Source organism: Micrococcus sp. iso_229, assembly GCF_058072725.1.
On the sequence record NZ_CM176514.1, the window covers coordinates 210,566 to 237,471 of the forward strand.

The window sequence follows — 26,906 nt, forward strand, 5'->3', positions numbered from 1 at the left end:
TTCGGTCGTCGCCGCAGGGTGGAGGCAGCAGATTTCTCTGGCTCAGCGCTGGGGTGCCGCCGGGCCGCAACGGGGCCGCCACCCGCGGACGTGTCCTCCGTCACGTCAGGGCATGTCACGAACCGGGCGCCGGACGCATGGCCGGGCCCGGCGGGGCCGTCATGAACCCCTGGGCCGGACCGGCTTCCACCGCCGGCCGCGTCGGCGTTGCATGGTGCGGAACCGTCGCCCGCCCGGCCGTGCCCCTGCGACCGGGCGGCCCTGGAAAGGAGACCCATGAGCACCGCCGAGAACGCCGGGGCCGGAGCACCCACCCGCCCGGACGAGCACCGCGAGATCCTCTTCAACGCATTCGACATGAACTGCGTCGCCCACCAGTCCCCGGGTCTCTGGCGTCACCCCGACGACCACGCCCGCGACTACAACACCCTCGGCTACTGGACGCACCTGGCGCAGACGCTGGAGAAGGGCCTGTTCGACGGCCTGTTCATCGCCGACGTCCTCGGCCCGTACTCCGTGTACGGCGGCACCTCCGAGGCCGCCATCAGGACCGGCGCGCAGACCCCCGTGAACGACCCGTTCCTGCTCGTCTCCGCGATGGCCGCGGTCACCGAGCACCTCGGCTTCGGCGTCACCGCCGGCACCGCCTACGAGCACCCCTACCCGTTCGCCCGCCGCCTCGCCACGCTCGACCACCTCACGGGCGGCCGCGTGGGCTGGAACGTGGTCACCGGCTACCTGCCCTCCGCCGCCCAGAACATGGGCCAGGACGACCAGATGGAGCACGACGAGCGCTACGAGCACGCCGACGAGTACCTCGACGTCGTCTACAAGCTCCTCGAGGGCTCGTGGGAGGACGACGCCGTCGTCTACGACAAGGAGTCCGGCGTGTTCGCGGACCCGGCCAAGGTCCACGACATCGCCCACGAGGGCACGTGGTTCAAGGTCCCCGGCCACGCCGTCACCGAGCCGTCCGTGCAGCGCACCCCCGTGATCTACCAGGCCGGCGCCTCGACGCGCGGCCGCGCCTTCGCCGGCAAGCACGCCGAGGCCGTGTTCATCAACTCCCCCACGAAGGAGCTGGCGGCCGCCACCGTGAAGAAGATCCGCCAGGCCCTGGTGGACGCCGGCCGTGACCCGTACGACGTGAAGATCTTCGCGATGCAGACGATCGTCACCGGGGCCACCGACGAGGACGCGCGGGCCAAGTACGACGACCTGGCGCAGTACGTGGACCCGCTGGGCGGCCTCGTGCTCATGTCCGGCTGGATGGGCATCGACCTGTCCCAGTACGACCTGGACGAGCCGATCGGGGACGTGAAGTCGAACGCCATCCAGTCCGCTGTGGAGACCTTCCAGAAGGCCTCCGGCACGGACGAGGAGTGGACCGTGCGCAAGCTCGCCGAGTGGGTGGGCATCGGCGGCTTCGGACCCGTGATCGTGGGCGGCGGCGAGTCCGCGGCCCGCCAGCTCGTCGAGTGGGCCGACGAGACCGACGTGGACGGCTTCAACCTCGCCTACCACATCACCCCGGGCACCTTCGAGGACATCGTGGAGTTCGTGGTGCCGGAGCTGCAGAAGCTCGGCCGCTACAAGACCGCGTACACGGACGGCACGCTGCGCCACAAGCTCTTCGGCCGCGGCGACCACCTGCCGCAGAACCACCACGGCGCATCCTTCGCCCTGCGCCGCCGGTAGGGTGACGCCAGTGGCCGCGGCGCCCTGCCTCGGCCGGCAGCAGCCCCAGGAGGAGAACATGCAGCGCAGACGTGCCGTCCGCGCGGCCGGGCTCGGCGTCGTGGGCGCCCTGGCCTTGGCCGGGTGCGCATCCGAGCCGCAGTCGGCGGGGGAGGCCTGGCACCAGGCCCGCACCCAGTTGGACGAGGCCGAGACCGTCCGACTCGAGACCGCCTACACCACCGGCCGTCAGGGCCCGCAGTCGGTCCGCTGGGACATCGCCGGCCGGCTCGACGGCGGCGACGCCGAGTCGAAGGGCGTCATGCAGGTCGGCCGCGACTCGCACATCACCATGGAGTCCCGCCAGGTCGGCGAGGACGTCTTCGTGCGGGTCGACGTGGACGGGTCCGACGTCCCGGACGACGTCCAGATGATGTACTCCGACCCGCAGTGGCGCCGTGTCTCGGCCGGCGAGGGGCAGGAGCCGCCCCTGAAGTCCCTCCTCGACCAGGTGGGCCTCCCCGCGGCGGACGCCCTCGACGGCGCCGAGGTGCGCGCCGAGGAGGTCGACTGGGACGGCGGCACGGCCTACCGCTATGCCGTGCCCGAGGAGGTCGCCGACGCGGCGATGGCCGAGGGCGACGCCACCCGGGTGCACTCCTTCACGGTGGACGACGACGGCGAGCTGGTCGCGCTCACCGTCGACGACGGCCGGGCCACCCAGCAGTACGCCCTGAGCGACTGGAACCAGATCGAGCCGGCCGAGGCGCCGGAGGAGGTGGCCGAGTGAGGCAGCGCCAGACCCAGACCCGCCGCACCCGCCGCGGCCTGTCCCTCGCCGCCGTCGGGGCGGCCGCCCTGCTGCTGACCGGCTGCGCCTCGGGCGATGACGCCCCCGGCGCCTGGGACCGCGCCCGCACCCAGCTCGAGGAGGCCGACTCCGTCCGCATGGTCACCGAGCTGCGGTCCGAGGCCCCGAGCAACGGCCGCGCGGTCCCGGACTCGGTGGACATCTCCGGTCCCGTGGACGGCTCGTCCATGCGGTACGTGTCCGTGTACCAGGACGACGGTCTGATCACCCGGGACGAGTCCCGGATCGTGGACGGCACCGCGTACTCCCGGTTCACGGTGGAGCGCGCCGGCGCGAGCGGCGAGGACCGTCCCGCCTATGTGGAGCGCTGGACCGCCACCCCGTACGAGGGCGATCCCAGCGCCACCGGCATGGGCGCGATGGTGAGCTCGCTCCTGGGCTCCCTGCCGGAGTCGGGCGGCCTGGACGACGTCGAGGCGGACGCGGACGGCATTCGCCGCAGCGGTCAGGACGCGATCCGCTATGTGCTGGACGAGCCCGTCTCGGGCCCGCAGGAGGGCGTGGAGCTGACCGCGTTCACGGTGTCCAAGGAGGACGGCCGCCTGCTCACCGTGGAGACCGAGTCCGCCGGCACGAAGGCCGTGGTGACCCTCTCCGAGACGGGCGAGGTGGATCCGGTGCAGGCCCCGCCGGCCGACGAGGTCCTGAAGCAGGACGGCTGACCCGGCCCACGACGACGGCGGCCCGCCTCCCCGAGGGGAGGCGGGCCGCCGTGTCTGCGCGGGTCAGCGCGTCAGCGGACCCTCGTCACCCAGCGGGGTGGACGGGTCCGAGACGGTGTCCGGCTCGGCACCGTGGCGGGCCGCCGAGGTGATGTTGTCGTTGTTGGACTCGGTCACGCGGTCGTCGCGGACGTCGTTCTTCTTGTCGTTGCCCTGCATGGCATCCTCCACCTTCGTCGTGGCCTTCTGCACCGGATCGGACTTCTTCACCTCAGCGAACTTCTGCTGGGCGGTCTCCTGGACCTGGCCGACCTTCTCCTGGGTCTTGGGGTCGTTCCAGAGTTTCTGGGCGTTCTGGGTCATCTTCTCGAGGTTCTTGCGGCCCTCGGCGGAGCCGAGCAGGTAGCCGAGTGCGGCGCCGAGGCCCAGGGTGATGAGGCGCATGGGTGGTCTCCTTCGTGTGTCGGGACCGCGCCGACCCTCTTGGACGGGCCGGGCGGCGCGCTGGCGCGCTGTCCTGGGATCACTCTGGTCACCGGAGCCCGCCGCGTCAACGGTTGAGGCGCACGGCCGCGCGACGGCCGGTGGCGCGCGTCCCCACCGTCCCGCCCCACGACGACGGCCGCCCACCCCCGGGGGTGAGCGGCCGTCGTCGTGCCGGGGCCCGTGGGCCCAGGGGGTCAGCCGAAGTGCGTCGGCAGGGTGGCCTCCCAGGCCTCGCGCAGCTCCGCGATCGGCAGGGTGAAGGCGTCCTGGACCTCGAGGGCCGCGGAGTCGGCGTCCACCACGCCGATGCGCACGGCCGCGTAGCCGCGGGCCGTGGTCATGTCCGTGAATCGGACCTCCTCGGTGCGGGGCACGGCCACGACGGCGCGCGCCTGCGTCTCCGAGAACAGCGCGGTGAACAGGTCCACGCCGTCGCGGCGCAGCACCTCGTCCAGCACCACGCGGGCGCCCACGCCGAAACGCAGCACCATCTCGGACAGGGTGGCCGCGAGGCCGCCGCCGGAGACGTCGTGGGCGGCGTCGATCATGCCGTCCCGGGACATGTTGACCAGCAGCTCGCCGAGCAGGCGCTCCTTCTTCAGGTCGACCTTCGGGGGCAGGCCGCCGAGGTGGCCGCGCAGGCGCGCGAACTCGGAGCCGTCCAGCTCGTCCCCGGTCTCGCCCAGCAGGTAGATCGCCTGGCCGTCCGCGTCCGGGGCGAAGCCGGACGGGGTGCGGCGCAGGACGTCGTCGAGCTGGCCGAGCACCGCCACCGTGGGGGTGGGGTGGATCGGGGTGCTGCCCGTCTGGTTGTACAGGGACACGTTGCCGCCGGTCACCGGGATGCCGAGGGTCTGGCAGCCGTCCGCCAGGCCGCGCACGGCCTCCGCGAACTGCCACATCACGTCCGGGTTCTCGGGGGAGCCGAAGTTCAGGCAGTCGGAGACGGCCAGGGGCACGGCCCCGGCGGTGGTGACGTTGCGGTACGCCTCGGCCAGGGAGGCCTGCGCGCCCGTGTACGGGTCCAGGTAGGTGAACCGGTCGTTGCAGTCCGTGGCGAGGGCCACGCCCATGCCGGTCTCCTCGTCCACGCGCACCACGCCCGCGTCGTCCGGGGCCGCCAGGGCGGTGTTGCCGCGGACGTAGCGGTCGTACTGGCGGGTGATCCAGGAGGTGTCCGCCAGGTTCGGAGAGCTCATCAGCTCCACGACGGCGGCGCGCAGCTCCTCGCCCGTGGCGGGCAGGTCCTGACCGGCCTCGGAGGAGCGGAACGTGTCCGCCTGGAGCTCGTCCTGCCAGGCCGGACGCGCGTACGGGCGCTCGTAGACCGGGCCGTCGTGGGCCACGGTGCGCGGGTCCACGTCGACGATGACCTCGCCGTCCCAGGTGATGATCAGGCGGCCGTCGCCGGTGACCTCGCCCAGCCAGGAGTACTCGACGTCCCACTTGGCCATGACGGCCTCGAACGCGGCGACGTTCTCCGGCGTCACCACGGCCATCATGCGCTCCTGCGACTCGGACATGAGGATCTCGCCCGGGGTCAGCGTGGAGTCGCGCAGCAGCACGTCCGTCAGCTCCACGCTCATGCCGCCCTCGCCGTTGGAGGCGAGCTCGGAGGTGGCGCAGGAGATGCCGGCGGCGCCGAGGTCCTGGATGCCCTCCACGAGGGAGTCGCGGAACAGCTCGAGGCAACACTCGATGAGCACCTTCTCGGAGAAGGGGTCGCCGACCTGCACCGAGGGGCGCTTGGCGGGCTTGCCGTCGCCGTCGAAGGACTCGGAGGCCAGCACGGAGGCGCCGCCGATGCCGTCACCGCCGGTGCGGGCACCGAACAGGACCACCTTGTTGCCCACGCCGGAGGCGTTGGCCAGGCGCAGGTCCTCGTGCTTGAGCACGCCCACGGCGAGGGCGTTGACGAGCGGGTTGCCCTGGTAGACCGGGTCGAAGCGGGTCTCGCCGCCGATGTTCGGCAGGCCCAGGGAGTTGCCGTAGCCGCCGATGCCGGCCACCACGCCGTGGAACACGCGGGCGGTGTCCGGGTGGTCGATCGCGCCGAAGCGCAGCGGGTCCATCACGGCCACCGGGCGGGCGCCCATGGAGATGATGTCGCGCACGATGCCGCCGATGCCCGTGGCCGCGCCCTGGTAGGGCTCCACGTAGGAGGGCGAGTTGTGGGACTCGACCTTGAACGTCACGGCCCAGCCGTCACCGAGGTCGGTCACACCGGCGTTCTCGCCGATGCCCACCATCATGTGCTGCTTCATCTCGTCGGTGAGCTTCTCGCCGAACTGGCGCAGGTGCACCTTCGAGGACTTGTACGAGCAGTGCTCGGACCACATGACCGAGTACATGGCCAGCTCGGCCGCGGTGGGGCGGCGGCCGAGGATCTTCTTGATCTCGGCGTACTCGTTCTCCTTCAGGCCCAGCTCGGCCCAGGGCTGCTCGACGTCCGGCGTCGCCTGCGCGTCCGCGACCGTCTCGATGTTGAACTGCTGGCTCATGCATGGCCTCCACGGCTGGCGAGGGTGGTCAGGACGGAGGTGAAGAAGCCGAGGCCGTCCACGCCGGAGCGGGGGCCGGCGGCGGTGTCCGGGCCGAAGCCCGTCTCCACGGCGTGCTCCGGGTGCGGCATCAGGCCGACGACGTTGCCGGCCGGGTTCGCGATGCCCGCGATGTCCCGGCGCGAGCCGTTCGGGTTCCAGCCCCGGTAGCGGAACACCACGCGGCCCTCGGCCTCGAGGGCGTCGAGGGTCTTCTCATCCGCCACGTACTGGCCGTCCTGGTTCTTCAGGGGCACGGTGATGGTCTGGCCCTCCTCGAAGTCGCGGGTCCACACAGTGTCCGTGCCCTCCACGACCAGCTCCTGGTCGCGGCAGATGAAGTGCAGGTGGTCGTTCTTGATCATCGAGCCCGGCAGCAGGTGCGACTCCGTGAGGATCTGGAAGCCGTTGCAGATGCCGAGCACCGGCAGGCCGTCCGCGTCGCCCTCGGGGCCGCCGGCCGCCGTCGCCACCGCGTCCATCATGGGGGCGAAGCGCGCGATCGCGCCGGCGCGCAGGTAGTCGCCGTAGGAGAAGCCGCCCGGGATCACGACGGCGTCCACCCCGGCGAGCGTCCGCTGCGGGTCCGCGTCGGCGTGCCACAGGGAGACGGGCTCGGCGCCGGCGAGGCGGACGGCGCGCAGCGCGTCCACGTCGTCCAGGGTGCCGGGGAAGGTGATGACGCCGATGCGCGCGCCGCTGAGCGGCGTCGCCGGCGTCGAGTAGTCGCCGATGAGGGGGAGCTCGGTCATCGGGCGCCCTCGGCCTCGTCCAGGACGGCCACGTTCACGACGTCCTCGATGACGGGGTTGGACAGCATCTCCTCGGCGGCCGTGCGGGCCTGGGCGAGGATCTCGTCGGTGACCTCGCCCTCCACGGTGAGCTCGAACCGCTTGCCCTGGCGGACCTGGCTGAACTCGGTGAAGCCGAGGCGGGGCAGGGCCCCGTTGATCGCCTTGCCCTGCGGATCGAGGATCTCGGGCTTGGGCATGACGTCGACGACGATGATGGGCATGAACACGCTCCTGGGTGCGGGACGATGCCGCGGAGCAGGACGGTGTGATGCCGTCTCACGCCCGGCCCGGGGCGCTCCGCGTGCTTGCCCGCCCAGTCTACTCGGCCGCCCGGACGCGGAATCGGGGGTGTGACGGGGGCGGCACGCGGCAGCCGGCCCGGCGTAGCCTGGCGGCATGAGACCTCAGCAGACCCGTGTGTCCCCGCTCGGCCGCCGTCGGCCGATCAGCCCGCTCGGCCCTGCGCTGCTCGCCGCGGCGGCCGGCGTCGTGCTGACGGGAGTGCGCCGCATCAAGGCCCGGTCCGCCCGGCGTCGCGCGGCCGGACGTCCGCGCCGGTGACCCGTCCTGACCCCTGCCCCTGCGGGTCCGGAGCCGGGCTCGCGGCGTGCTGCGGTCGCCTGCACGAACGTTTCGCCCGGGACGGCGCCCTGATCGCGCCCACCGCCGAGGCGCTCATGCGCTCCCGGTACACGGCGTTCGCGCGGCTGGGCGAGGCCGGGCCGGCGGAGGCCCGGGCGATGGCCGACTACCTCGCCGCGACCTGGGCCCCCGAGCATCGGCCCACCGCGGCCGAGCTGCTGCCGGTCGCGGGGGAACAGGCGCCGCGGTTCACCCGCCTGGCGGTGCTGGAGGTGCGGGACGGCGGGCCGTTCCAGGACGCCGGGACCGTGGAGTTCGTGGCCGTCGGCACGGGGGCCGGGGGGCGGTTCCGACTCCATGAGGTCAGCCGGTTCCGCCGTGAGGACGGGATCTGGCGCTACGTGGACGGCGACGTGCGCTGAGGCCGGGGTGGCGCGTTGGCCGGCGGCCGGCGGTGACGCGTCAGAAGGCCGAGAAGATCCCGGCACCCACGCTGAGGACCAGGCCCAGGATGGCGATCCACGCCACCAGGGTGACGATCGGACGGGGGCGACGCGGGGCGTCGTCGTACCAGTCCACGCCCTCCAGCTCCGGAGGGGTGCGCAGCTCTCGATCCATGGCCCCAGCCTCTCACGCCCCACGCCGACCCGGGCTCAACGCGGGTTGACTTGTCACGGGTGCTGGGTCCCTGGACCCGCGACAACTCAACCCGCGTTGCCGTCAGGGGTGAACAGGTCCTCGATCCGCCGCCCGAACACGGCCGCGAGGCGGAAGGCGAGGGGGAGCGAGGGGTCGTAGCGGCCCTTCTCGAGAGAGATGACGGTCTGCCGGGAGACGCCGAGCTCGTCGGCGAGCCGCTGCTGCGACCAGCCGAGGCGGGCACGCTCGTCGGGGATGGTGTTCTCCACGGCTCAGCCCCGGCGCTTCTGGAGCGCGTAGCGGACGGCCACCGAGGCGCCCGCGACGAGGAGCAGCCCGGCGCCCACGAGGGGGAGGCTGGGCTGCCATCCCGCCAGGGCGACGACGAACGTGCCCAGGCCCAGCATCACGAGCAGGTCGCCGAACGCGCCGGACTGCGCCTTCTCGAGCCACCGGCCCTCGATGGTCTCCTCGGTGTCTCGGATGGCCCCGCGGACGGTGGTGCGGTCCACGAGTGCCAGCCAGGCGAGGGCTGCGCCGACCGGGAGCGCCGACGCCGCCATGACCGCGCCCATGACCGCCGGGAAGCGGGGATCGGCGTCGCCCTGGCTCGAGGCCAGACCGTAGGCCGCGGCCCCGATCAGCAGGGCGATGACGACGCCGGCCACGAGGCTGACGACGATCAGTCGCCCGGATCCGCCGCCCAGACGGGAGGAACGGCCCCAGCGGGAGCGGGTGTCCCGGCGCGGATCGGTGGTGGCGGTGCTGGCGTGCTCCGCCGCGGCGCCCTGGCTGTCCGCTGCGGCGGCGGTGTGGTGGGAGTGGTTCGCGGTCATGGGCCCTCCTGTGGTCGATGCCCTGGGCCGGTGGCCCGGCCCGCCTCGGAGGCCCTGTGAGGGGGACCGACCGGACGTTGTGAAGCAAGCTTGACAGTCAAGTGAGCTTGTCGTCAAGGGAACTTGACGCCGGGGCCCGCACGAACTCCTCCCACGTCATGGGCGGGGTCAGCCCGAGCCAGGCCGGTTCGAGACGGAATCCGAGGGCCGCGTTCATCCGCAGGGACGCCGCGTTGACTTCGGCACCGCCGGTGCCCCACTCGCGCCCACCGCGGGCATGGGTCGCCAGGACGGTCGCCGCCTTGACGGCCTTCGCCACGCCACGGTTCTCGTGCTCGGCCGCGACCGCAGTGCGGTCGACCTCCCACCGGTCAGGGGAGCGGAACGTCAGGGTGAATCCGATGAGCACTCCTCCCACGAAGGCCCCCACGGCAAGTCCCTCTGGGGTGGACAGTCGAGCCTCGAGGTCGTCCGGCAGCGGCTCGTGACGGGAGCCGTCGGTGCGTGGGAATCGGGGAGCCGCTTCCTCGTCGAGGGCCCGCAGCGCGGGCAGGTCGACGGCGGTCAGTCTCCGCACCTCGATTCCCCGCGCTTCGGAAGCCGCGACGTGGCCACGGTAGGACGCCAGGTCGGCGTCGTCGTCGAGGTGGAGGCGCGCGCCCCAGGAGCGGGAGCGTATGCTCCACCCGGCATCGAGCAGCGCGGCGGCCTCGGCCGAGTCTTCGCGGTGCACGCGGGCTTCCGCCCGTGGGTCGGTCACGGGGGTGAGCATCGACCACGGGATGTGCCCGGAGACGGCCTCGCCCGGATAGACGTGCGGGAACTCGGCCGAGTGGGGATCGGAGGGGTCTCCCGGCTCGCGCCGCACCCGCAGGCCGGCCCCCGCCAGTTCGTCCTCGTCCAGGCCGACGACGAACGCGTCTGGCCGGTCCGGGTAGATCGCCGCGCCGACCACGCCCACCTGGGCGGCGTCGTCGGAGGCGTGGAGGAAGCCGACGTCGTCGATCGAGGCGCCGCGCGTCGACGCCGTGTAGCGGCCGATGCGCCGCGCGGCGGCCCAGTCCTCCGGGAGGGTGATGTGCAGGATCATGGCGCGAGGCTATCGGCCCCGGCGTCGACGCCACCCCTCCGGCTGCCCATCGCGGGTTGAGTTATCGGGGGTGCTGGGCGCCCGGACCCGCGACAACTCAACCCGCGTTGCAGGCCCTCCCCGGGCGCGACGACGGCCCGGCGTCTCCGCGGGGGAGTCGCCGGGCCGTCGGGGGCGGACCGGGTTCCGGGTGCCCGGGCCGTCAGTCCTCCAGGAAGGCCTCGACGTCCGGGGTCACCGCGCGGGAGTCGATCAGCTGACGCTCGATCGCGTCGTGGGTGATGCGGTTGGCCTCGCGCACAGCATCGGTGCGCATCGAGATCTTGATGTCGCCCTTGTGCGTCGGGGTCCCGGCCACCTGGACCGGCTGAGTCTCGAGCGGCAGCGGGACGGCGTCGCACAGTGACTTCTCGGCCGGCTGGGCGCCGGTCAGGAAGTAGTCACGGATGGGCGCGTCCACGCACTCGGTGCCGTACGGGAACAGGCCGTGGGTGCCCTCGTTGTCCACGGAGATGAGGGACGTGTTGCGCAGCACGCCTGCGGCACGGTGGCCGCCCTCGTACGGGGTCGCCGCGTCCAGCTCGGACTGCACGATCACGGTGTTCGGGGCGCCCTTGCCGCCGGGCTGGGCGGGCATGGAGGTCTGGGCGGGCCAGTACATGCACTCCGACGGGCCCATCAGCACACCGATCCACGGGGCCTTGCGGCCGAGGTCGTCCACCCACGAGGTCCAGTAGCCCTGCGAGGTGTTCCACTGGCCGTCCTGGCAGCGGATCGCCGAGAACGCGCCCTCGAAGGTGACGGCGTCACCGGCCTGGGTGGCGGCGACGAGCTGCTCGCGCTCGCCCACGGTCTCCAGGCCGCGGGCGGCGAAGCGGTCGAAGGAGTCGCGCTCCTCGGCCGGCAGCGACGCACGGGCCTCGGCCAGGATGCGCTCGATCTGGGCGCGCTGCCCCGCGGGGTCCGTGGCTGCGGCCTCGGACTCCATGATGCGGATGTAGGCGGCGATGACGGACCCGGCGCTGAGGTACTGGGACGTGTCGTACATGGCGGGCAGCAGGAACGAGCCGGCGACGATCATGCCGAGCTGCGTGCGGGTGCCGCCGCCGTCCTCCCAGCGCTGCCGGATCTGCATCGGGTCGTCGCCGAGGCCGAAGATCTCGTCGTGCCGGGCCACGTAGGGGAGCATCGCGTCCTGGAACTGACGGTCGCGGGAGCGCGGCTGCAGGTCCCAGGTGGTCTGGAGCCCGTCGCGGGAGATGTCCACGGCGGAGTCCAGCAGGAACCGGTGCGCGTGTTGGGGGAAGACGCGCTGGTACCAGCTGCCCAGCCATGTGCCGTACGAGTAGCCGATGTAGGAGGTCTTCTCCTCGCCCAGGACGGCGCGGATGAAGTCCATGTCGTACACGGTCTGCTCGGTGGTGATGTACGGGGTGAGCTCGTTCTCGAGGCAGGCGTCGACCTGGGCCTTCGTGTCCTGCCACACGTCGTGCTCGGCGTTCGGCGTGTAGGTGCACTCCAGGGCGGTGGACTGACCCACGCCGCGGGGGTCGAAGCCGATGAAGTCGTACTGTTCCGCGAGCTCCGGGGCGCGCTCGGCCATGGCGGGGCCCCAGGGCAGGCCGGAGCCGCCCGGGCCGCCGGGGTTGACCAGCGCGATGCCCTGGCGGTCGGGGTTGCCCTTCGAGGTCTCCGTCTTGGCCACGCGCAGGGTGATGGTGCGGCCGTCCTCGGGGTTCTTCCAGTCCCGCGGCACCGTGACGTCGGAGCACGCGGTGCCGGGGATCGCGTTGAACCGGGCGTTGAGGCTCTCGCTGCCGAAGTCGCAGGCCTCCCAGTCCAGCGTCTGGCCCACGAGGTGCGGCGCGAGCGCGGCGGCGTCGTTGACCTTGTTGCCGCGCGTGGTGGAGAGGTCGTTGGAGCGGGCCTGGCCCTGCGATGCGGACCCCTTGCCGTTGCCGTTGCCGGGCGCGGAGAGCGCGGGGGCGGCGGCCGTGATGGCGAGTGAGACGGCCGCGACGGCGGCGGCGAACGTGGTGCGGCGGCGAGCTGGAACGGTTCTGGTCACGTCAGGTCCTCGAGTCGTTCGGTGCGGAGAGGGCCGGGGCGCTCACCGGATGACGCGAGTGACGCGCCTCACAGCCTGTATGGCAGCCATCGTAATCATGGACGCGCGCTGGAAGTCCACTCGGCGTCCGGCCGGGCCCCGGGGGCCGCCCCCACGGCCTCGTCCAGCACCGCCAACAGCCGCGCCCGTAGCGCCTGCCCCCGCTCGGCGAACTCGCGCTGTCGCCGCGCGTACTCGGCACGCCCGGCCGGCTCCTCGATCTGCACGGCCGCGTAGCCGCCGCGCCCGTCGGAGAGGTCGCCCACCCCGGTCAGGTCGTACGGCGAGGCCTCCATGTCCAACCGGCGGATGTCCCACGCGAGGTCGAAGCAGTCCGCGAGCAGGTCCGAGTCGACCACCGGCACCAGCTTGTACGCCCACTTGTACAGGTCCATCCCCGCGTGCAGGCAGCCGGGCTGTTCCATCGCCCGCATCCCGGCGCGCGTGGGCAGGACGCCGTCGTCGCCCTCGTTGCGGTCGCGGGCCTCGGGCGCGAAGAACCGGAACGCGTCGAAGTGCGTGCACCGGATCCGCGAGCCCTCCACCACCGCGTCCGTCCCCTCGGCCCCGAGTCGCAGCGGCAGCTGGGAGTGCCGCACCCCGTGCACGTCCGAGCGGTACGCCATCGCCCACTCGTGCAGCCCGAAGCAGCCCAGGCGCGGCGCCCGCGCCGCCGTGCGCGCGAGCAGTTCCCGCGTGAACGCCACCCCCGACGCGCGGTCGGCCAGCACCGCCGCCACGTCCACCAGCCAGCCGCCCACCGGGTGGCCGTCGACGACGGCGCCCGCCACCTCGCCGGCCTCGACGCGCCGGTAGTGCTTCCACTCGCCCCGCGGGGTTGTGCCCAGCTCGGTCGCCTCGGCACGGGCCGCGGCGCCGTCGTCGTCCGCGAGGAGGACCCCCGGCCCGGGGTGCCAGCGCTGCAGTGCGGCGGGGGAGTGCGTGTAGTAGCCGAAGAGGAAGTCCTGCACCGGGTGCTTCTCGCCCCGCATCCGCAGGGCCACCAGCGGGTCCGTGCGTCGGGCGATGCGCGCGCGGTGCGCCCGCGCGTGGGCCCGCCACACGTCGGCGGGCAGGGCGACGACGGCGGTCGGCGGGGACACGGGGGCGGTGCGTGGCTCGGGCATGACCCCACCATCCTCCCCCGTGGCGCTCCTCAAGGGCGAGCGGGCCTGCGGCGCCGACGCGGGGAGCGCGCTCCGGCGGCTCTTATTCGACGGTCCTGGACGTTGCCTGGCAAAGGTCTGGTCAAACGCCCTACCGGACGGTAGATTTCACCTGTCTCGCTGTGGTGCCCATCACATGGGTGCCGATCTCCCCGTCCCCCGGCGCCATCCCCGCCGGTGTGCCACGGGCGAGAGCTGGGCGGACCTTGATGAGAAAGGCGGAGGCAATGCCTCAGAACCCCACCCCTGCCCGGCGCCGTCGGGCCCTGGCCGCGGCCGTCGCCGGCGCGAGCCTCGTGGCCGCTCCCGCGCTCGCGGTGTCGGCCACCGCCGTCGAACTGCCCGACGGCAGCACCGTCTCCAGCCCGCAGGGCGAGGTGCAGGTCCAGCAGCAGTTCGAGGACGGCCGCTACTTCGTGGTCCTGAAGGACCAGCCGTCGGTGACCGCCCCCGAGGCCGGCGCCGTTCCGGGCGCCGCCCCGAAGGCGAAGTTCGACCCCTCGCACCCGCGCGTGAAGAACTACGAGGCCAAGCTCCAGCGCCAGCAGGAGAAGGTCGCGAAGACCCACGGCGCGAAGGCCGAGATCTCCTTCCAGCGCGCCGTGAACGCGTTCGTAGCCGAGCTGACCGCCGAGGAGGCCCAGGAGATCGCGAAGGACCCGGCCGTGCTCGGCGTCGCGCCGGACGAGCAGGTGGCCCCGGACTACAGCTCCACCGAGTTCCTCGGCCTGCCCGGCAAGAAGGGCACCTGGAAGTCCGTGTACGGCAAGGCCGAGAACGCGGGCAAGGGCGTGGTGGTCGGCGTCATCGACTCCGGCATCCACCCGGACAACCCGTTCATCGACGGTCAGCCCGTCCAGCCGCTCAAGGGCAAGGCCAAGGTCGGCGTGCCCTACCGCACCGCGGACGGCCAGATCGCCGTGCTCAAGGCGGACGGCACCACCGCCACGGCCGAGTGCGAGACCGGCCCGGACTTCCCGGCGTCGTCGTGCGACTCCAAGCTGATCGGTGCCTACGCCTTCTCGGAGGACTTCGAGCGCTTCGTCCCGGTGGATGAGCGGGCCCCGGAGGAGCGCATCTCCCCGCTGGGCGTGTTCTCCCACGGCACCCACGTGGCCACCACCATCCTCGGCAACACCGGGGTGGAGCAGACCATCGACGGCGACTCCTTCGGCGAGGGCGCGGGCGTGGCCCCGGCCGCCCACCTGATCTCCTACAAGATCTGCTGGGAGGACACCGATCCGAACACCGGCGGCTGCTACACCTCCGCCTCCGTGGCCGCCGTCGAGCAGGCCATCGAGAACAACGTGGACGTGCTGAACTACTCGATCTCCGGCTCCAACACCTCGATCGTGGACCCGGTGGCCATGGCCTTCAAGTCCGCCGCCGAGGCCGGCATCTTCGTGGCCGCCTCCGGCGGCAACTCCGGCCCCGGCCCGAACACCGTGAACCACGGCTCCCCGTGGCTGACCACCGTGGCCGCGGAGACGTTCTCCAACGAGCTCACCGCCACCGTGCAGTTCTCCGACGGCACGCAGCTCCGCGGCGCCTCCTCGGCCCGCACCGGCGTGGGTCCGGCCGAGGTCATCCACGCGTCCGAGGTCGCCGCCGGCGACGCCGAGGCCGCGCGTCTCTGCCTGCCCGGCGGGCTCACCGACGAGGCCGCCGGCAAGATCGTGCTCTGCGAGCGCGGCGTGAACGCCCGCACCGAGAAGTCGCAGGTGGTGGAGGAGGCCGGCGGCGTCGGCATGATCCTCGTGAACACCCCGTCCGGCTCGCTGGACGCGGACATCCACGCGGTGCCGACCGTGCACATGAACGACAACGGCGTGATCGAGAAGGTGAAGTCCTCCGACCTCACCGCCACGATCGTCCCGGGCGACACCACCGGCCTGCCGGAGGACCCGCTGCCCCAGATCGCCGGCTTCTCCTCCCGCGGCCCGGCCAACGCCGTGAACCAGGAGCTCCTGAAGCCCGACCTCGCCGCCCCCGGCGTGAACGTGATCGCCGGCGTCTCCCCGCTGGACCCCGACTACCACGGCAACACGTTCGGCCTGATGTCCGGCACGTCCATGGCCTCGCCGAACCTGGCCGGCATGGCCACGCTGCTGATCGGCAAGTACCCGGCCTGGTCCCCGATGGCCGTGAAGTCCGCGCTCATGACCACCGCCGGCGACGTGTACAACGCCGACGGCACCGTGAACACGGACAACTTCGCCACGGGCGCCGGCTCCGCCGATCCGGCCGCCGCCGCCCGTCCGGGCCTGGTCTACGAGTCCGGCAAGGAGCAGTGGGACGCGCTGCTGCGCGGCGACATCGCCGGTCGTGACGTGAACGTCCCGTCCCTGGCGATCCCCGACGTCGTCGGCTCGGCCACCGTGACCCGCACCGTGACCGCCCTGGAGAACGGCCGCTGGCAGTTCTCCGCGAACGTGCCCGGCTTCGAGATGACCGCCTCCCCGGCCGTGCTGGACCTGAAGGCCGGCCAGTCCGCCGACGTCGAGCTGACCGTCACCCGCACCGACGCCGCGGTGAACACCTGGACCCACGGCTCCATGTCCTGGACCACCGCCAAGGGCAAGGCCGTCCCGGAGGTGACCTCCCCGGTCACCGTCAAGGCGAAGTCCGCGACCGTCACCTCCGCCGTCGAGGGCTCCGGTGCCACCGGCTCCGCCGACGTGGAGATCACCCCCGGCGTGACCGGTGAGCTGACCCCGCAGGTCCTGGGCCTGGGCAAGGTGGACTCCACCGTGGCCACCGCGACCGCGAGCAACTCGCTCGTGTCCAGCGCGCTGGCCGTGTCCACGGTGACCGTGGAGGAGGGCACCAAGTCCCTGGTGGCCTCGATCAACGCGGGCGCCGCCGGCGCCGACTGGGACCTGTACGTGATCACCCCCGAGGGCAAGCAGCTCTCCCGGGCGACCGCGGAGGAGTCCGAGACGCTGACGATCGCGAACCCCACCCCGGGCGCCTACACCGTGGTCGGCCACCTGTACGCGGCCAACGGCGGCAAGGACACCGGCACCCTCGAGACGCTCAAGCTGCGCGAGGACGCGGGCAACCTCACCGTCTCCCCGAACCCGGTCCCCGTGACCTCGGGCAAGGCCACCGAGGCGACCCTCTCCTGGTCCGGCCTGACCTCGGGCACCTGGAAGGGCCTCGTCACCTGGGACGCGGGCATCACGACCGACGTGACCGTCCAGGTCCCGTGACCGCCGACCCCCTCCGTCCTCGCTGACGGAACGGGAGGAACCGCCCGCACGACGCCGGCCCCGCACCTTCACGCTGAAGGTGCGGGGCCGGCGTCGTGATGGGTGGGGCAGCGGCGGGTGCGGCGTCAGCGGCCGGTGCCGCCGTAGACCGTGGCCTCCTCCTCGGCGTCGAGGCCGAAGGCGGCGTGCACGGCGCGGACGGCGTCGTCGAGCTTGCTCTCGGCGGTGACCACGGAGATGCGGATCTCCGAGGTGGAGATGAGGTCCACGTTCACGCCGGCGTCGGCGAGGGCCTTGAAGAAGGTCGCGGAGACGCCCGGGTTGGAGCGCATGCCCGCGCCGATCAGCGAGAGCTTGCCGATCTCCGGGTCCGAGACGATGTCCTGGAAGCCGATCCGGTCCTGGGCGGCGCGCAGGGCGGCCATGGCGTCCTTGCCCTCCACGATCGGCAGGGTGAAGGAGATGTCCGTGCGGCCCGAGCCCTCGCGGGAGATGTTCTGCACGATCATGTCGATGTTCACGTTGGACTCGGCGATCACGCGGAAGATCTCGGCGGCCTTGCCGGGCACGTCGGGGACGCCGACGATCGTGACCTTGCCCTCGGAGCGGTCGTGGGCGACGCCGGAGACGATGGGCTGTTCCATGGGAGCGCCTTCCTGAAGGGTGATGGTGTCGTTCGGGTCGGGCAGGATCCAGGTGCCCTCGTGGTCGGAGAAGGAGGAGCGCACGTGCAGCGGCACGCCGAAGCGGCGCGCGTACTCCACGGAGCGCAGGTGCAGCACCTTGGATCCGGAGGCCGCCATCTCGAGGGTCTCCTCGGAGGAGAGCTCGGTGAGCTTGCGGGCGGTCGGCACGACGCGCGGGTCGGCCGAGTAGACGCCGTCCACGTCCGTGTAGATCTCGCACACGTCCGCGCCGAGCGCGGCGGCGAGGGCGACGGCGGTGGTGTCCGAGCCGCCGCGGCCCATGGTGGTGATGTCCTTGGACTCGGGGCTCATGCCCTGGAACCCGGCCACGATGGCCACGCGGCCGGCGTCGAGGGCCTCCTGCACGCGGTGGGGGTTGACTTTGACGATCCGGGCCCGGCCGTAGGAGGTATCCGTCAGCATGCCGGCCTGGGAGCCGGTGTAGGAGCGGGCCTCGAGGCCCTCGGCATGGATCGCCATCGCCAGCAGGGACATGGAGATGCGCTCGCCGGCCGAGAGCAGGATGTCCATCTCGCGTGCGGGCGCGTCCTGCGTGAGCTCGGCGGCGAGGTCGAGCAGCTCGTCCGTGGTGTCCCCCATGGCCGAGACGACCACGCACACGCGGTTCCCGGCGCGCACCGTGTCCGCGATGCGGCGGGCCACGCGCTGGATGCCGGCGGCGTCGGCCACGGAGGAGCCGCCGAACTTCTGGACGATGAGACTCATGGGTCGCTCCGGACGGGGTCGAGGGTCGGTTCGGGCCAAGTCTAGGGGCGCACTCTCGCGCGGGTCCGCCAGGTGAACCCCTGTTCCGGATGCTGGACCCGGCGCCCGCGGCAGGCCAGCACGACGGCGCCCGCGGCCCCGCCTGCGACCCCGGTCGGGCTGGGATGGCGCCGGGATCATCCCCCGGGTGGATCCGCGTCCGTGCCCGGCGCGGCAAGGATGGGGCCATGACCGCTCCAGCGCCCCCGCCCGCCTCACCCGTCCTGGGGGTGGCCGCCCACGACGGGATCGTGGCTCACGGCCTCGCCCGCTCGTTCGGCGCCGTCCATGCGGTGCGGGACGTCTCCCTCACCGTGCCCGCCGGCTCCGTGACGGCCCTCGTCGGCCCGAACGGCTCGGGCAAGACCACGCTCCTGCTGATCCTGGCCACCCTGCTGCGCCCGGACGCCGGCGCCGTGTCCGTGGCCGGGGTGGACGCGGTGCGCGAGCCCGTCGAGGCCCGGCGGCGGCTCGGCTGGATGCCCGACACCCTGGGCGTGTGGGAGGAGCTGACCTGCCACGACATCCTCGCCAGCCTGGGACGGCTCTACGGCATGGGGAAGGCGGAGGCGTCGGCGCGCGCGGACGAGCAGCTCGAGTGGGTCGAACTCACGGAGTTCGCCCACCGGCCCGCCCGCGTGCTCTCCCGCGGCCAGCAGCAGCGCCTGTCCCTGGCTCGGGCCACCGTGCACCGGCCCTCCGTCCTGCTCCTGGACGAACCCGCCAACGGCCTCGACCCGGCCGCCCGCATCCGGCTGCGGGACGACCTGCGCGCCATGGCCGCAGCCGGCACCGCCGTGCTCGTCTCCTCCCACGTGCTCGCCGAGCTCGAGGAGATGTCCGACCGCGCCGTGTTCCTCCGTGAGGGCGCCACGGTGGCCACCCAGGAGTTCCGCGCCGCCGACGACCTCGCCCGCCCCTACCGGATCGCCGGACCCGACCCGACGGCCCGGGACACGCTCGTCCGCGCCCTCGAGGCCCGCGGCCTGACCGCGACCGCGGCCACCGGCGCCGGCGCAGGCCAGCGCCGGGACGGCGTCGTGGTGCAGCTGCGGGGGGAGGCCGCCGCGGCCGCGCTGCTCGCGGACCTCGTGCGCGAGGGTGTGCTCGTCAGCCACTTCGCCCCGGAGGGCTCCCGCCTCGAGAACGCCTACCTGGGCCTCCATCTGGAGGGCCCCCGCACCGAAGGAGACCGGCCGTGAGCACCGCCGTCGCGACCTCGATCCACGACCGCCGCCCGCCGCAGCCGCAGCCGGGGGGACGCCTCGGCGCGGCCCAGGCCGTGGCCACCGTGGTGGGCATGGAACTGCGTCAGCGGCTGCGCTCGCGCGGCTGGTACGTGCTGTTGGGCGTCTTCTTCGTGGTGGTGGGGGCGGTGACCCTCGGCGCCCTCGGGCTACGCGGCCTGGGCGTGGCGGAGATGGAGGCGTCCGGCCTGGAGCCGGAGCTGGCGGAGCAGCAGATGCGCGCCCTGGGGCGGACGCTCTTCGACGGCGTCCTGCTCTTCGTCCTCACCCTCTCGCTGCTGGTCTCGCCCGCCCTGGCGGCCAACGCGATCTCGGGCGACCGTGCCGGCGGCACCCTGGCCATCACCCAGGTCACCCTGCTGCGGACCGGTCACCTGATGGCGGGCAAGTGGCTGGCCGCGTGGATCGCCTCCGCCGCGTTCCTCGCGGCGGCGCTGCCGTGGCTGGCGGTCGCGGCCGTGGTGGGGCGCGTGTCCCCGTGGGCCGTGCTGGTGGGGCTCGTGATGATCCTCGTGGAGTTCGGCATGATCGCGGGGATCGGCGTGGCCGTCTCGGCGATCGCCGGGCGCACGCTGTTCGCCGTCGTGGTGACGTACCTGATCGTGGCGGCGCTGACGATCGGCACCCTGGTGGCCTTCGGGCTGTCCCTGCAGTTCCTGCAGACCGAGGTGCGGGCCAACGACGCCGAGTACGGCTCGATGACGGCGGAGCCGTTCACCGAGGCGGAGCTCGAGCAGATGACCCCGGAGGAGGCGGAGCAGGCCTGGGCCGAGTGGGAGGCGGCGAACCCGGAGCTGTTCGACGGGATCGCCGACCGCTGCGTCGGCCCGGTGACCACCCGGACGATCCCCGACCCGCGGCGCAGCGGATGGCTGCTCGCGGCGAACCCGTACGCCGTGCTCGCGGACGCCTCCCCCTGGGAGGCAGGCCTCCTCGAGGACGGGACCCGGGTGGATCCCGGGCCGCTCAACCTGCTGTCCGTGGGGCTGCGCTGGACCCAGCGAGACCCCGTCCGGGACGTCGAGTGCCTCGACGGCGAGCTGCGCGGTCTCGACCAGAGCGGCGTGCCGGACCGGCAGGGCACCTGGCCGGTGTGGCCGCTCGGCCTGGCGATGCAGGGTGTGCTGGTGGCTGGGCTGGTCTGGTGGGGCCACCGTCGCCTGGACACCCCGGCCGGGCGGCTGCCCGCCGGCACGCGTGTGGCCTGAACCGGGCCGGCGTCGGGCGGGACCTGTTCGACGCCGGCCGGTGTCAGCCGCTGATCAGGCGGCGTCCTTCGAAGGCACGGCCGAGGGTGACCTCGTCCGCGTACTCGAGGTCCCCGCCGACGGGCAGACCGGAGGCCAGGCGCGTGACGCGGATGCCCGTGGCGCCGAGGAGCCGGCCGAGGTAGGTGGCCGTGGCCTCGCCCTCGAGGTTGGGATCCGTGGCGAGGATGACCTCCTGCACGGCCTCGTCCTGCAGCCGGGTGAGCAGCTCGCGGACGTGCAGCTGCTCGGGGCCGATGCCGGCGATCGGATTGATGGCCCCGCCGAGCACGTGGTAGCGGCCCTGGAAGGCGCGGGTGCGCTCCATGGCCATGACGTCCTGCGACTCCTCGACCACGCAGATCTGGGAGCGGTCCCGGCGTTCATCCCGGCAGAGCGAGCACACCTCGTCCTCGGAGACGTTGAAGCAGACCGAGCACAGTCGCACCCTGTCCTTGACCGTGCGGATGGCGTCCGCGAGCCGCAGCATGTCCTCCCGGTCCGCCTCCAGCATGTGGAAGGCGATGCGCTGGGCGGACTTCGGCCCGATGCCCGGCAGGCGGCCGAGCTCGTCGATCAGGTCCTGCACCGCGCCCTGGTACATCCGTCTCCCTCATCCGATGGTGCGTCTCGTGGGGCGTGCGCCCCGACGCGGCGCCGTGGTCCGGCGCCGCGTCCATCATGCCCGCGGCCCCGGACGGCGTACGGGCGCGTTCGCCTCAGGCGTCGTTCGGGCGTTCCTCGAGCAGACGGCCGCCGAGCACCCGTTCGATGACGGCCCGGCCCACGAGGCCCGAGTCCTCGAGCGGGATGTCGTCGTCGCTGGCGACCTCGTCCTCCCACCCCACACCGGATGTCGCCGGGGCGGCGGGGCCGGTGTCGGCGGGCCGGGCCGGGCCGCGACCCTGGGCGGCCTCACGGGCGGCGCGGATGGCCGCGGCCCGCGCGTCCAACGACGGCGGCGCCGAGGCTCCCCCGGCGGGCTCGGCGTCGGCGGGGCGTGCCCCGAGCGAGGCCGCGCTCGGCCGGCCCCCGGCGGGAGAGCCCGGCGTGGCGTCCGGGTCGGGGCCATCGGGGGCGCCGGGGCCGCCCGTCCCGCCGCTGGAGCCCGCATTCACCGGAGGCTCGAGGGGCCCTCCGGCCCGCAGCCGCTCCATGAGCCGCGGGTACATGCTCGCCGGATGGCCCGAGCCCGGGAAGTCCGAACCGGCCGAGCCGGCTGCCGTGCGCGGCGTGGCGTCCGCGTCGTCGGCGGGCACGCCCGGGTCGGGGGTCGCGTCGGCCGTGGGCGCGCCCGTGGGGCGCCGTTGCTCGTCCGAGGACGAGCCGGCGCCCGAGGCGGCCGGGTGGGGGTCGCGTCGCTCCGTGGCCGCTGCGTCGTCGTCCGGGGCGGGCGACGGCGTGGCAGGCCGGGCGGAGTCACCGTCCGCGGCGGCGCCCGCGCCGTCGTCGAAGCCGGCGGGACGGGTCGCGCCGAAGCGCTTCGCGAACTCGGCGCGCAGCTCCGCCTCCGGACGGGCGAACACGGGGATCGAGTGCTCCTCCTCGCGGACCAGCGGCCCCGGGTCGTAGGCCCGACGGACCTCCTCGGCACTCGGCTCGCCCTCGCCGGGAGCCGGGGCGGCGGGCCGGGCCGGGGAGTCCTGGCCGGCGTCCGGCGCGGCGCCGCCGGGGGCCGGTGCGGCCTGCGGCGGCGCTCCCCAGTCCTCGACCGACGGCACGGGGCCGTCCCAGCCGGCGGCGCCGACGGGCCGCTCCTCGGCGTCGCGGGCCGGCGGGGTCCAGCCCTCGGGGCCGTCCGAGTCGTCCTGCTCCGCGTCCGGGTCGAACGCGGGCAGCGAGTCCCACGGGTCCTCCTCGGGCGGGGGAGCGTCGTCCCAGGCGGGCGGCTCCTCGTCCGGGCCGCCCCAGCCGTCCGTCGGCGGGGCGGGGGCGGGCGTCGTCGACGACGTCGGCGGCGGCCCCCAGGTGGTGGCGGGTGCCGCGGGCGTCCAGGCGGGGGACGGCTGCGGCGTCTCGCGCTGCTGCGTGGTCCGGGGTGCAGCTGCCGGCGGCGCGGGGTCGTCCTCCGCGGTGGAGGGTGCGGCGGAGCGCGGCGGGGTGGGGCGGGAGGACTCCGGCTCGCGCGGGGCCGGACCCGGCGCCGGGGCGGGCCGGTTCGGCTGCGCCGCCGGTCGGTCGGGCCGGCTCTGCTGCGGGGCCGGGCGCTCAGGCCGGTCCGTCCGCGCCGGTCCGGCCGGGCGAGCGCCGGACTGTGCGCGGGCGTCCCCGGTCGGGGCGTCCCCGCCGAGGATCAGGTCGAGCCGCGGGCGGATGCCGAGCACCTGGTGGACGGCCTCGCCGAGCACGCGGTCGCCGCCCCGGCCGAGCAGCGACTGGCGGGGCCCGTCCTGCTGGAAGCCGATCGTCAGCAGTGAGCCGTCGTAGCCCGCGACGCTCGCGTTGTCCTTCACCAGCATCCACACCAGCCGAGAGGCGTCCTCGAGGGCCGCGAGGATGTCCGGCCACGCCCGGCGGATCATCTCCACCTGGCTCGCCGCCGGGGCGGGAGCGGGGCTCGACGGCGCGGCCGTCTCTTCCGGCCGGTGGGCGGGGGCCGGCGCGGCACCGGTGCGCTCCTGGGCCGGGGGCCGGCCCTCGGGCTCGGGTCGGCTCCCGGCCTCCGGGCGGCGCGCGCCCTCGGCACGGGCCCCCACCTCGGCCGGTTCGGGTCGTCCGGGCTGCGGCGGCTGCTGCGGACGCTCGGACCCCGTGGTCCCGGCGGCCGCGTCCCCCTCCGGCGCCTCGGCCGCGGAGGGCTGGGCAGGCGGTGCCCAGCGCTCCGGCGGGGCGGTCGGCGCCGTCGGCGCGGACTCCTCCGGCCGCCGCATGGCGGCCCGGGCGAGCGCGGCACCGGTCAGAGGGCCGGAGCCCTCCGCGTTCCCGGCCGACCCGCCGCCGTCCGGGGCGGGCGTGCCGGACCGGGCCGGCGTCGTCGTGCCCTCCGCGGTGCCGTCCTCGACGGGCGCGGCGCCCCCGAGCTCGAGGCGCCGTTCGAGGGCCTCGAGGCGGGCGGCCAGGCCGCGGTGCGTCTCGTCCGAGGCGGGCAGCAGCAGGCGCGCCATGAGCAGCTCGAGGTGCAGGCGGGGACTCGTGGCCCCCACCATGTCCGTCAGCGCGAGGTTGGTGATGTCCGCGAGGCGGGAGAGCTCCGCGCGGGAGAGCTGCGCGGCCTGCGCCGACAGACGCCGCACCTGGTCCTCCGGCATGCCGTGCAGGATCGCCCCGGCCTCCTCCGGCAGGGCACGGGCGATCACGAGGTCGCGGAAGCGGTCCAGCAGGTCCTCGACGAAGCGGCGCGGGTCCTGGCCGGACTGCACCACACGGTCCACCACGCGGAACACGGTGGGGGTGTCGTCCGCGGCGACGGCGTCGATCACGTCGTCCAGCAGGGCTTCCGGGGTGAAGCCGAGCAGGCTCACCGCGAGCTCGTACGAGACCTGGCCCTCCTGGGCGCCCGCGATCAGCTGGTCCAGCACGGAGAGCGTGTCACGCACCGAGCCCGTGCCGGCGCGCACCACGAGCGGCAGCACGCCCTTCTCCACGGACACGCCCTCCTCCGCGCACAGCTGCTCGAGGTAGGCGATGAGCGGCTCCGGCGGCACGAGCCGGAACGGGTAGTGGTGGGTGCGGGAGCGGATGGTCCCGATGACCTTCTCCGGCTCCGTGGTGGCGAAGATGAACTTCAGGTGCTCCGGCGGCTCCTCCACGATCTTGAGCAGCGCGTTGAACCCCGCCGCGGTGACCATGTGCGCCTCGTCGATGATGAGGATCTTGTAGCGGTCCCGGACCGGGGCGAACGTGGCCCGCTCGCGCAGGCCGCGGGCGTCCTCCACACCGCCGTGCGAGGCCGCGTCGATCTCCAGCACGTCCAGCGAGCCCGGCCCGCCGGTGGCCAGGTCCCGGCACGAGTCGCACTCGCCGCACGGCGTGGGCGTGGGGCCCTGGGCGCAGTTCAGGCAGCGCGCGAGGATGCGGGCGGACGTGGTCTTGCCGCAGCCGCGCGGGCCGGAGAAGAGGTAGGCGTGGTTCACGCGGTCCTTCGCCAGTGCGGTGCGCAGCGGGACCGTGACATGGTCCTGCCCGATCACGTCCTCGAAACGGTCCGGGCGGTAGCGGCGATACAGGGCGGTGCTCACCCTCGAAAGCCTATCCGGCGGGCGGACGGGCTAAGGGAGCCGGGGAATGCGCACGCCCGCCGGCCCGTTCCCTGGCCCATGACCACCACGCACATGCACACCGACGCCGAGGACACGATCCACCCCACGCAGCCGGCCCCGGACGCGGGACCGCTGAGTCAGGCCGAGATCGACCGCCTCTTCGCGGACCGCCACACGACGCAGCTCTTCTCGGACGAGCCCGTCGACCTCGCGCTGATCGAGCGGGCCTACGCGGACCTCCGCTGGGCGCCGACCGCCATGAACAACCAGCCGCTGCGGCTCGACGTCGTGGACAGCCCCGAGGCCCGCGCCCGCCTGGCCCCGCTGATGATCGAGTTCAACCGGGAGAAGACGGAGCGCGCCCCGCTGACGCTGATCGCCTCCTACGACCTCGACTGGCACCGCCACATGGGCCACCTCGCCCCGTTCCGGGAGGGCTTCGAGGAGGACGCCGAGGGCAAGCCGGGCATGCGCGAGGGGATGGGCCGCACGAACGCGCTCATCCAGGTGGGGTACCTGCTCGTCGCCCTGCGCGCGCACGGTCTCGAGGTCGGCCCCATGGCCGGGTTCGACGCCGCCGCCGTGGACGCCGAGTTCCACGCGGACCGTGCGTGGAAGTCCCTCCTGGTGATCAACGTGGGCCACGCCGCCGCGGACGACGAGAAGGCGCAGCAGCCCCGCCAGGGCCGCCTCGACTTCGCCCAGGCCGCCCAGGTCCTCTGACCGGGGCGGGGCCTGCGGCGGGCCAGGGCGCCGGGCCGCTCAGAGCCCGGTGAACACCCACGGATCACGCGGCAGGGCGGCCGGGTCGAACGCGGGCACGGCGGCCGCCAACGGCCCCGGGGGCAGGCCGAGGGACTCCAGCAGCCGGTCCCGCACCCGCTCGGGGGTCCACGCCGGGTCCTGCGCCGCGAGGTCCTCGAGTGTCACGGCGCCGTCCCGCTTGGCTAGCCGCCGCCCCTCGGCGTTCAGCACGAGCGGCACGTGCAGGTACGCCACCGCGGGCGTCGGCACCCCGCGTGCGGCGCACAGTGCCTCGGCCAGCCAGCGCTGGCGCGGCGCCGAGTCGAGCAGGTCGTCGCCGCGGACCACCTGGTCCACGCTCTGCGCCAGATCGTCCACGACGACGGCCAGGTTGTACGCGTACGCCCCGTCGTTCCGGCGCAGCACCAGGTCGTCGACCAGGCCCGTGACCTCGCCGTGCAGCACGTCCACGGCGGTGGCCCGGGGGATCTCGCCCGCAGGCAGGCCGGCGACCTTCGCCGCGTCGATCCGCAGGGCGGCGGGACGTGCCCGCCGTCGCTCGGCCCGCTCAGCCTCGGTCAGGCCCCGGCAGGTGCCCGGATAGAAGCCGGGGGGACGCAGCGGCACGGTGCCGCCGGAAGCGGGGGCGCCGTCGTCGGGCCTCGGGTGTGGGGCCGACGTCGCCTCGGCGATGTCCTTGCGCGAGCAGAAGCACTCGTAGACCGCGTCCGGGCCGTGCGCGGCGCGCAGGGCGGCCACGGCGGCGTCGTACAGGGCGGTGCGCTCGGACTGACGCACGGGCTCGGCGTCCCAGTCCAGCCCGACGGCGGCCAGGTCCGCCCGCTGCCCGGCCTCGGCCCCGGAGCGGACGCGGTCCAGGTCCTCGACCCGCAGCAGGAAGGCGCGGTCCGTGGCGCGTGCCGCGAGCCACGCGACGAGCGCGGTGCGTAGGTTGCCCAGGTGCAGGCTTCCCGTGGGGGAGGGGGCGTAGCGTCCGGCGGGCATGGGATCTCCTGGGGAAAGTGAAGACCCCTCACGCACCTGCCAGAGCCCACCTACCCTTGCTACCTTCCGGTCCTGGGGGAGTTCAGCGAGATGACACCACGTGAGGGGCCGTCGAAGAGTCTAGCAGTGAGCGTGCCCAGCCGCACCTCGAGCGGCGGCGGGCCGGGGCCGAAATTGGCGCCCCGGGCGCGTGTCTGGTTATGATGGAGCCTGCCCTCGCGCGGTCCGCCGCCTGAGGGCGCACCAAGGAGGATTCGCCTAGCGGCCTATGGCGCACGCCTGGAACGCGTGTTGGGTTAACAGCCCTCGGGGGTTCAAATCCCCCATCCTCCGCGGACAAGCCCCGGGACC

At 73.8% G+C, this 26,906-nt stretch carries 23 protein-coding genes, 1 tRNA gene and 1 other RNA gene; 10 read left to right on the top strand and 15 right to left on the bottom strand.

The window, feature by feature from the left end; genetic code table 11:
* Nucleotides 1-276: 276 nt before the first annotated feature.
* The 3 genes from AC3RKA_RS01025 to AC3RKA_RS01035 are packed head-to-tail and all read left to right on the top strand — an operon-like array spanning nucleotide 277 to nucleotide 3,210.
* Nucleotides 277-1,698, top strand: a complete 1,422-nt coding sequence (locus tag AC3RKA_RS01025) for an LLM class flavin-dependent oxidoreductase (RefSeq protein WP_002857679.1) — start codon at nucleotides 277-279, stop codon at nucleotides 1,696-1,698.
* A 58-nt stretch (nucleotides 1,699-1,756) separates the two neighbouring features.
* Nucleotides 1,757-2,467 carry a Tat (twin-arginine translocation) pathway signal sequence gene (locus AC3RKA_RS01030; protein ID WP_232502418.1) on the top strand — a complete coding sequence of 237 codons (711 nt, stop codon included), beginning with the start codon at nucleotides 1,757-1,759 and terminating at the stop codon, nucleotides 2,465-2,467.
* Entirely contained in the window at nucleotides 2,464-3,210 is a 747-nt protein-coding gene (locus tag AC3RKA_RS01035; protein ID WP_002857683.1) for a hypothetical protein, read from the top strand. The genes AC3RKA_RS01030 and AC3RKA_RS01035 overlap by 4 nt, the downstream gene beginning before the upstream one ends.
* 63 nt (nucleotides 3,211-3,273) lie before the next feature.
* On the opposite strand, the gene AC3RKA_RS01040 is transcribed toward AC3RKA_RS01035, so the two are convergent.
* The 4 genes from AC3RKA_RS01040 to purS all read right to left on the bottom strand — a co-directional run bounded on the left by AC3RKA_RS01040 (nucleotide 3,274) and on the right by purS (nucleotide 7,251).
* The gene (locus AC3RKA_RS01040; protein ID WP_002857685.1) at nucleotides 3,274-3,654 is read right to left on the bottom strand and encodes a YtxH domain-containing protein; all 381 of its coding nucleotides are present in this window, start codon (nucleotides 3,652-3,654) and stop codon (nucleotides 3,274-3,276) included.
* A gap of 236 nt (nucleotides 3,655-3,890) precedes the next feature.
* Nucleotides 3,891-6,197, bottom strand: coding sequence for a phosphoribosylformylglycinamidine synthase subunit PurL (gene purL / locus AC3RKA_RS01045; protein ID WP_002856625.1), 2,307 nt, complete (start codon nucleotides 6,195-6,197; stop codon nucleotides 3,891-3,893).
* A complete protein-coding gene (purQ, locus tag AC3RKA_RS01050; protein WP_002856628.1) occupies nucleotides 6,194-6,988 on the bottom strand; it encodes a phosphoribosylformylglycinamidine synthase subunit PurQ in 795 nt (264 codons plus the stop codon). Before purQ ends, purL begins: the two co-directional genes overlap by 4 nt.
* Nucleotides 6,985-7,251, bottom strand: a complete 267-nt coding sequence (gene purS, locus AC3RKA_RS01055; protein ID WP_002856633.1) for a phosphoribosylformylglycinamidine synthase subunit PurS — start codon at nucleotides 7,249-7,251, stop codon at nucleotides 6,985-6,987. The genes purQ and purS overlap by 4 nt, the downstream gene beginning before the upstream one ends.
* A 175-nt stretch (nucleotides 7,252-7,426) precedes the next feature.
* On the opposite strand from purS, the gene AC3RKA_RS01060 reads away from it, so the two are divergent.
* Both AC3RKA_RS01060 and AC3RKA_RS01065 read left to right on the top strand, forming a co-directional pair.
* A complete protein-coding gene (locus tag AC3RKA_RS01060; protein ID WP_155116188.1) occupies nucleotides 7,427-7,591 on the top strand; it encodes a hypothetical protein in 165 nt (54 codons plus the stop codon).
* Nucleotides 7,588-8,034, top strand: a complete 447-nt coding sequence (locus AC3RKA_RS01065) for a YchJ family protein (RefSeq protein ID WP_002856636.1) — start codon at nucleotides 7,588-7,590, stop codon at nucleotides 8,032-8,034. Before AC3RKA_RS01060 ends, AC3RKA_RS01065 begins: the two co-directional genes overlap by 4 nt.
* Before the next feature lie 40 nt (nucleotides 8,035-8,074).
* Here the strand turns inward: AC3RKA_RS01065 and AC3RKA_RS01070 are convergent, their stop codons facing one another.
* The 6 genes from AC3RKA_RS01070 to AC3RKA_RS01095 all read right to left on the bottom strand — a co-directional run bounded on the left by AC3RKA_RS01070 (nucleotide 8,075) and on the right by AC3RKA_RS01095 (nucleotide 13,411).
* Entirely contained in the window at nucleotides 8,075-8,230 is a 156-nt protein-coding gene (locus AC3RKA_RS01070) for a hypothetical protein (protein ID WP_002856637.1), read from the bottom strand.
* Between the two features lie 86 nt (nucleotides 8,231-8,316).
* Nucleotides 8,317-8,520, bottom strand: coding sequence for a helix-turn-helix transcriptional regulator (locus AC3RKA_RS01075; RefSeq protein ID WP_002856639.1), 204 nt, complete (start codon nucleotides 8,518-8,520; stop codon nucleotides 8,317-8,319).
* A 3-nt stretch (nucleotides 8,521-8,523) separates the two neighbouring features.
* Entirely contained in the window at nucleotides 8,524-9,087 is a 564-nt protein-coding gene (locus AC3RKA_RS01080; protein ID WP_002856641.1) for a hypothetical protein, read from the bottom strand.
* A 97-nt stretch (nucleotides 9,088-9,184) separates the two neighbouring features.
* Nucleotides 9,185-10,177: a GNAT family N-acetyltransferase gene (locus AC3RKA_RS01085; RefSeq protein WP_002856643.1), complete on the bottom strand. Its 993-nt coding sequence runs from the start codon at nucleotides 10,175-10,177 to the stop codon at nucleotides 9,185-9,187.
* A gap of 202 nt (nucleotides 10,178-10,379) precedes the next feature.
* On the bottom strand, nucleotides 10,380-12,245 hold the full coding sequence (locus tag AC3RKA_RS01090; protein ID WP_002856645.1) for an alpha/beta hydrolase: 1,866 nt from the start codon (nucleotides 12,243-12,245) through the stop codon (nucleotides 10,380-10,382).
* A gap of 95 nt (nucleotides 12,246-12,340) precedes the next feature.
* Nucleotides 12,341-13,411 (bottom strand): hypothetical protein, encoded by a 1,071-nt coding sequence (locus tag AC3RKA_RS01095; protein WP_002856647.1) that lies wholly within the window; start codon nucleotides 13,409-13,411, stop codon nucleotides 12,341-12,343.
* A 266-nt stretch (nucleotides 13,412-13,677) separates the two neighbouring features.
* Between AC3RKA_RS01095 and AC3RKA_RS01100 the strand changes: the two genes are divergently transcribed.
* Nucleotides 13,678-16,662 (top strand): S8 family serine peptidase, encoded by a 2,985-nt coding sequence (locus AC3RKA_RS01100; protein WP_002856649.1) that lies wholly within the window; start codon nucleotides 13,678-13,680, stop codon nucleotides 16,660-16,662.
* A 125-nt stretch (nucleotides 16,663-16,787) separates the two neighbouring features.
* Here the strand turns inward: AC3RKA_RS01100 and AC3RKA_RS01105 are convergent, their stop codons facing one another.
* Nucleotides 16,788-18,074 carry an aspartate kinase gene (locus tag AC3RKA_RS01105; protein WP_002856654.1) on the bottom strand — a complete coding sequence of 429 codons (1,287 nt, stop codon included), beginning with the start codon at nucleotides 18,072-18,074 and terminating at the stop codon, nucleotides 16,788-16,790.
* A 227-nt stretch (nucleotides 18,075-18,301) separates the two neighbouring features.
* Between AC3RKA_RS01105 and AC3RKA_RS01110 the strand changes: the two genes are divergently transcribed.
* Both AC3RKA_RS01110 and AC3RKA_RS01115 read left to right on the top strand, forming a co-directional pair.
* The gene (locus AC3RKA_RS01110) at nucleotides 18,302-19,315 is read left to right on the top strand and encodes an ABC transporter ATP-binding protein (RefSeq protein ID WP_002856656.1); all 1,014 of its coding nucleotides are present in this window, start codon (nucleotides 18,302-18,304) and stop codon (nucleotides 19,313-19,315) included.
* The gene (locus AC3RKA_RS01115) at nucleotides 19,312-20,568 is read left to right on the top strand and encodes an ABC transporter permease (protein ID WP_489727347.1); all 1,257 of its coding nucleotides are present in this window, start codon (nucleotides 19,312-19,314) and stop codon (nucleotides 20,566-20,568) included. Before AC3RKA_RS01110 ends, AC3RKA_RS01115 begins: the two co-directional genes overlap by 4 nt.
* A 43-nt stretch (nucleotides 20,569-20,611) precedes the next feature.
* On the opposite strand, the gene recR is transcribed toward AC3RKA_RS01115, so the two are convergent.
* The gene (gene recR, locus AC3RKA_RS01120) at nucleotides 20,612-21,211 is read right to left on the bottom strand and encodes a recombination mediator RecR (RefSeq protein WP_002856659.1); all 600 of its coding nucleotides are present in this window, start codon (nucleotides 21,209-21,211) and stop codon (nucleotides 20,612-20,614) included.
* 115 nt (nucleotides 21,212-21,326) lie between these two features.
* Nucleotides 21,327-24,785 carry a DNA polymerase III subunit gamma and tau gene (locus tag AC3RKA_RS01125; RefSeq protein ID WP_489727348.1) on the bottom strand — a complete coding sequence of 1,153 codons (3,459 nt, stop codon included), beginning with the start codon at nucleotides 24,783-24,785 and terminating at the stop codon, nucleotides 21,327-21,329.
* A 78-nt stretch (nucleotides 24,786-24,863) separates the two neighbouring features.
* On the opposite strand from AC3RKA_RS01125, the gene AC3RKA_RS01130 reads away from it, so the two are divergent.
* Complete coding sequence (locus AC3RKA_RS01130; RefSeq protein ID WP_002856661.1) at nucleotides 24,864-25,529, top strand: malonic semialdehyde reductase; 666 nt, start codon at nucleotides 24,864-24,866, stop codon at nucleotides 25,527-25,529.
* A 39-nt stretch (nucleotides 25,530-25,568) separates the two neighbouring features.
* Here AC3RKA_RS01130 and gluQRS read toward each other — a convergent pair whose 3' ends face one another.
* Together gluQRS and ffs are read right to left on the bottom strand one after the other, a co-directional pair.
* Entirely contained in the window at nucleotides 25,569-26,555 is a 987-nt protein-coding gene (gluQRS, locus tag AC3RKA_RS01135) for a tRNA glutamyl-Q(34) synthetase GluQRS (protein ID WP_002856662.1), read from the bottom strand.
* 16 nt (nucleotides 26,556-26,571) lie between these two features.
* An RNA gene (ffs, locus tag AC3RKA_RS01140) (signal recognition particle sRNA small type) lies at nucleotides 26,572-26,668 on the bottom strand.
* 134 nt (nucleotides 26,669-26,802) lie between these two features.
* Here ffs and AC3RKA_RS01145 point away from each other — a divergent pair.
* A tRNA-Ser gene (locus AC3RKA_RS01145) sits at nucleotides 26,803-26,888 on the top strand.
* Nucleotides 26,889-26,906: the final 18 nt, after the last annotated feature.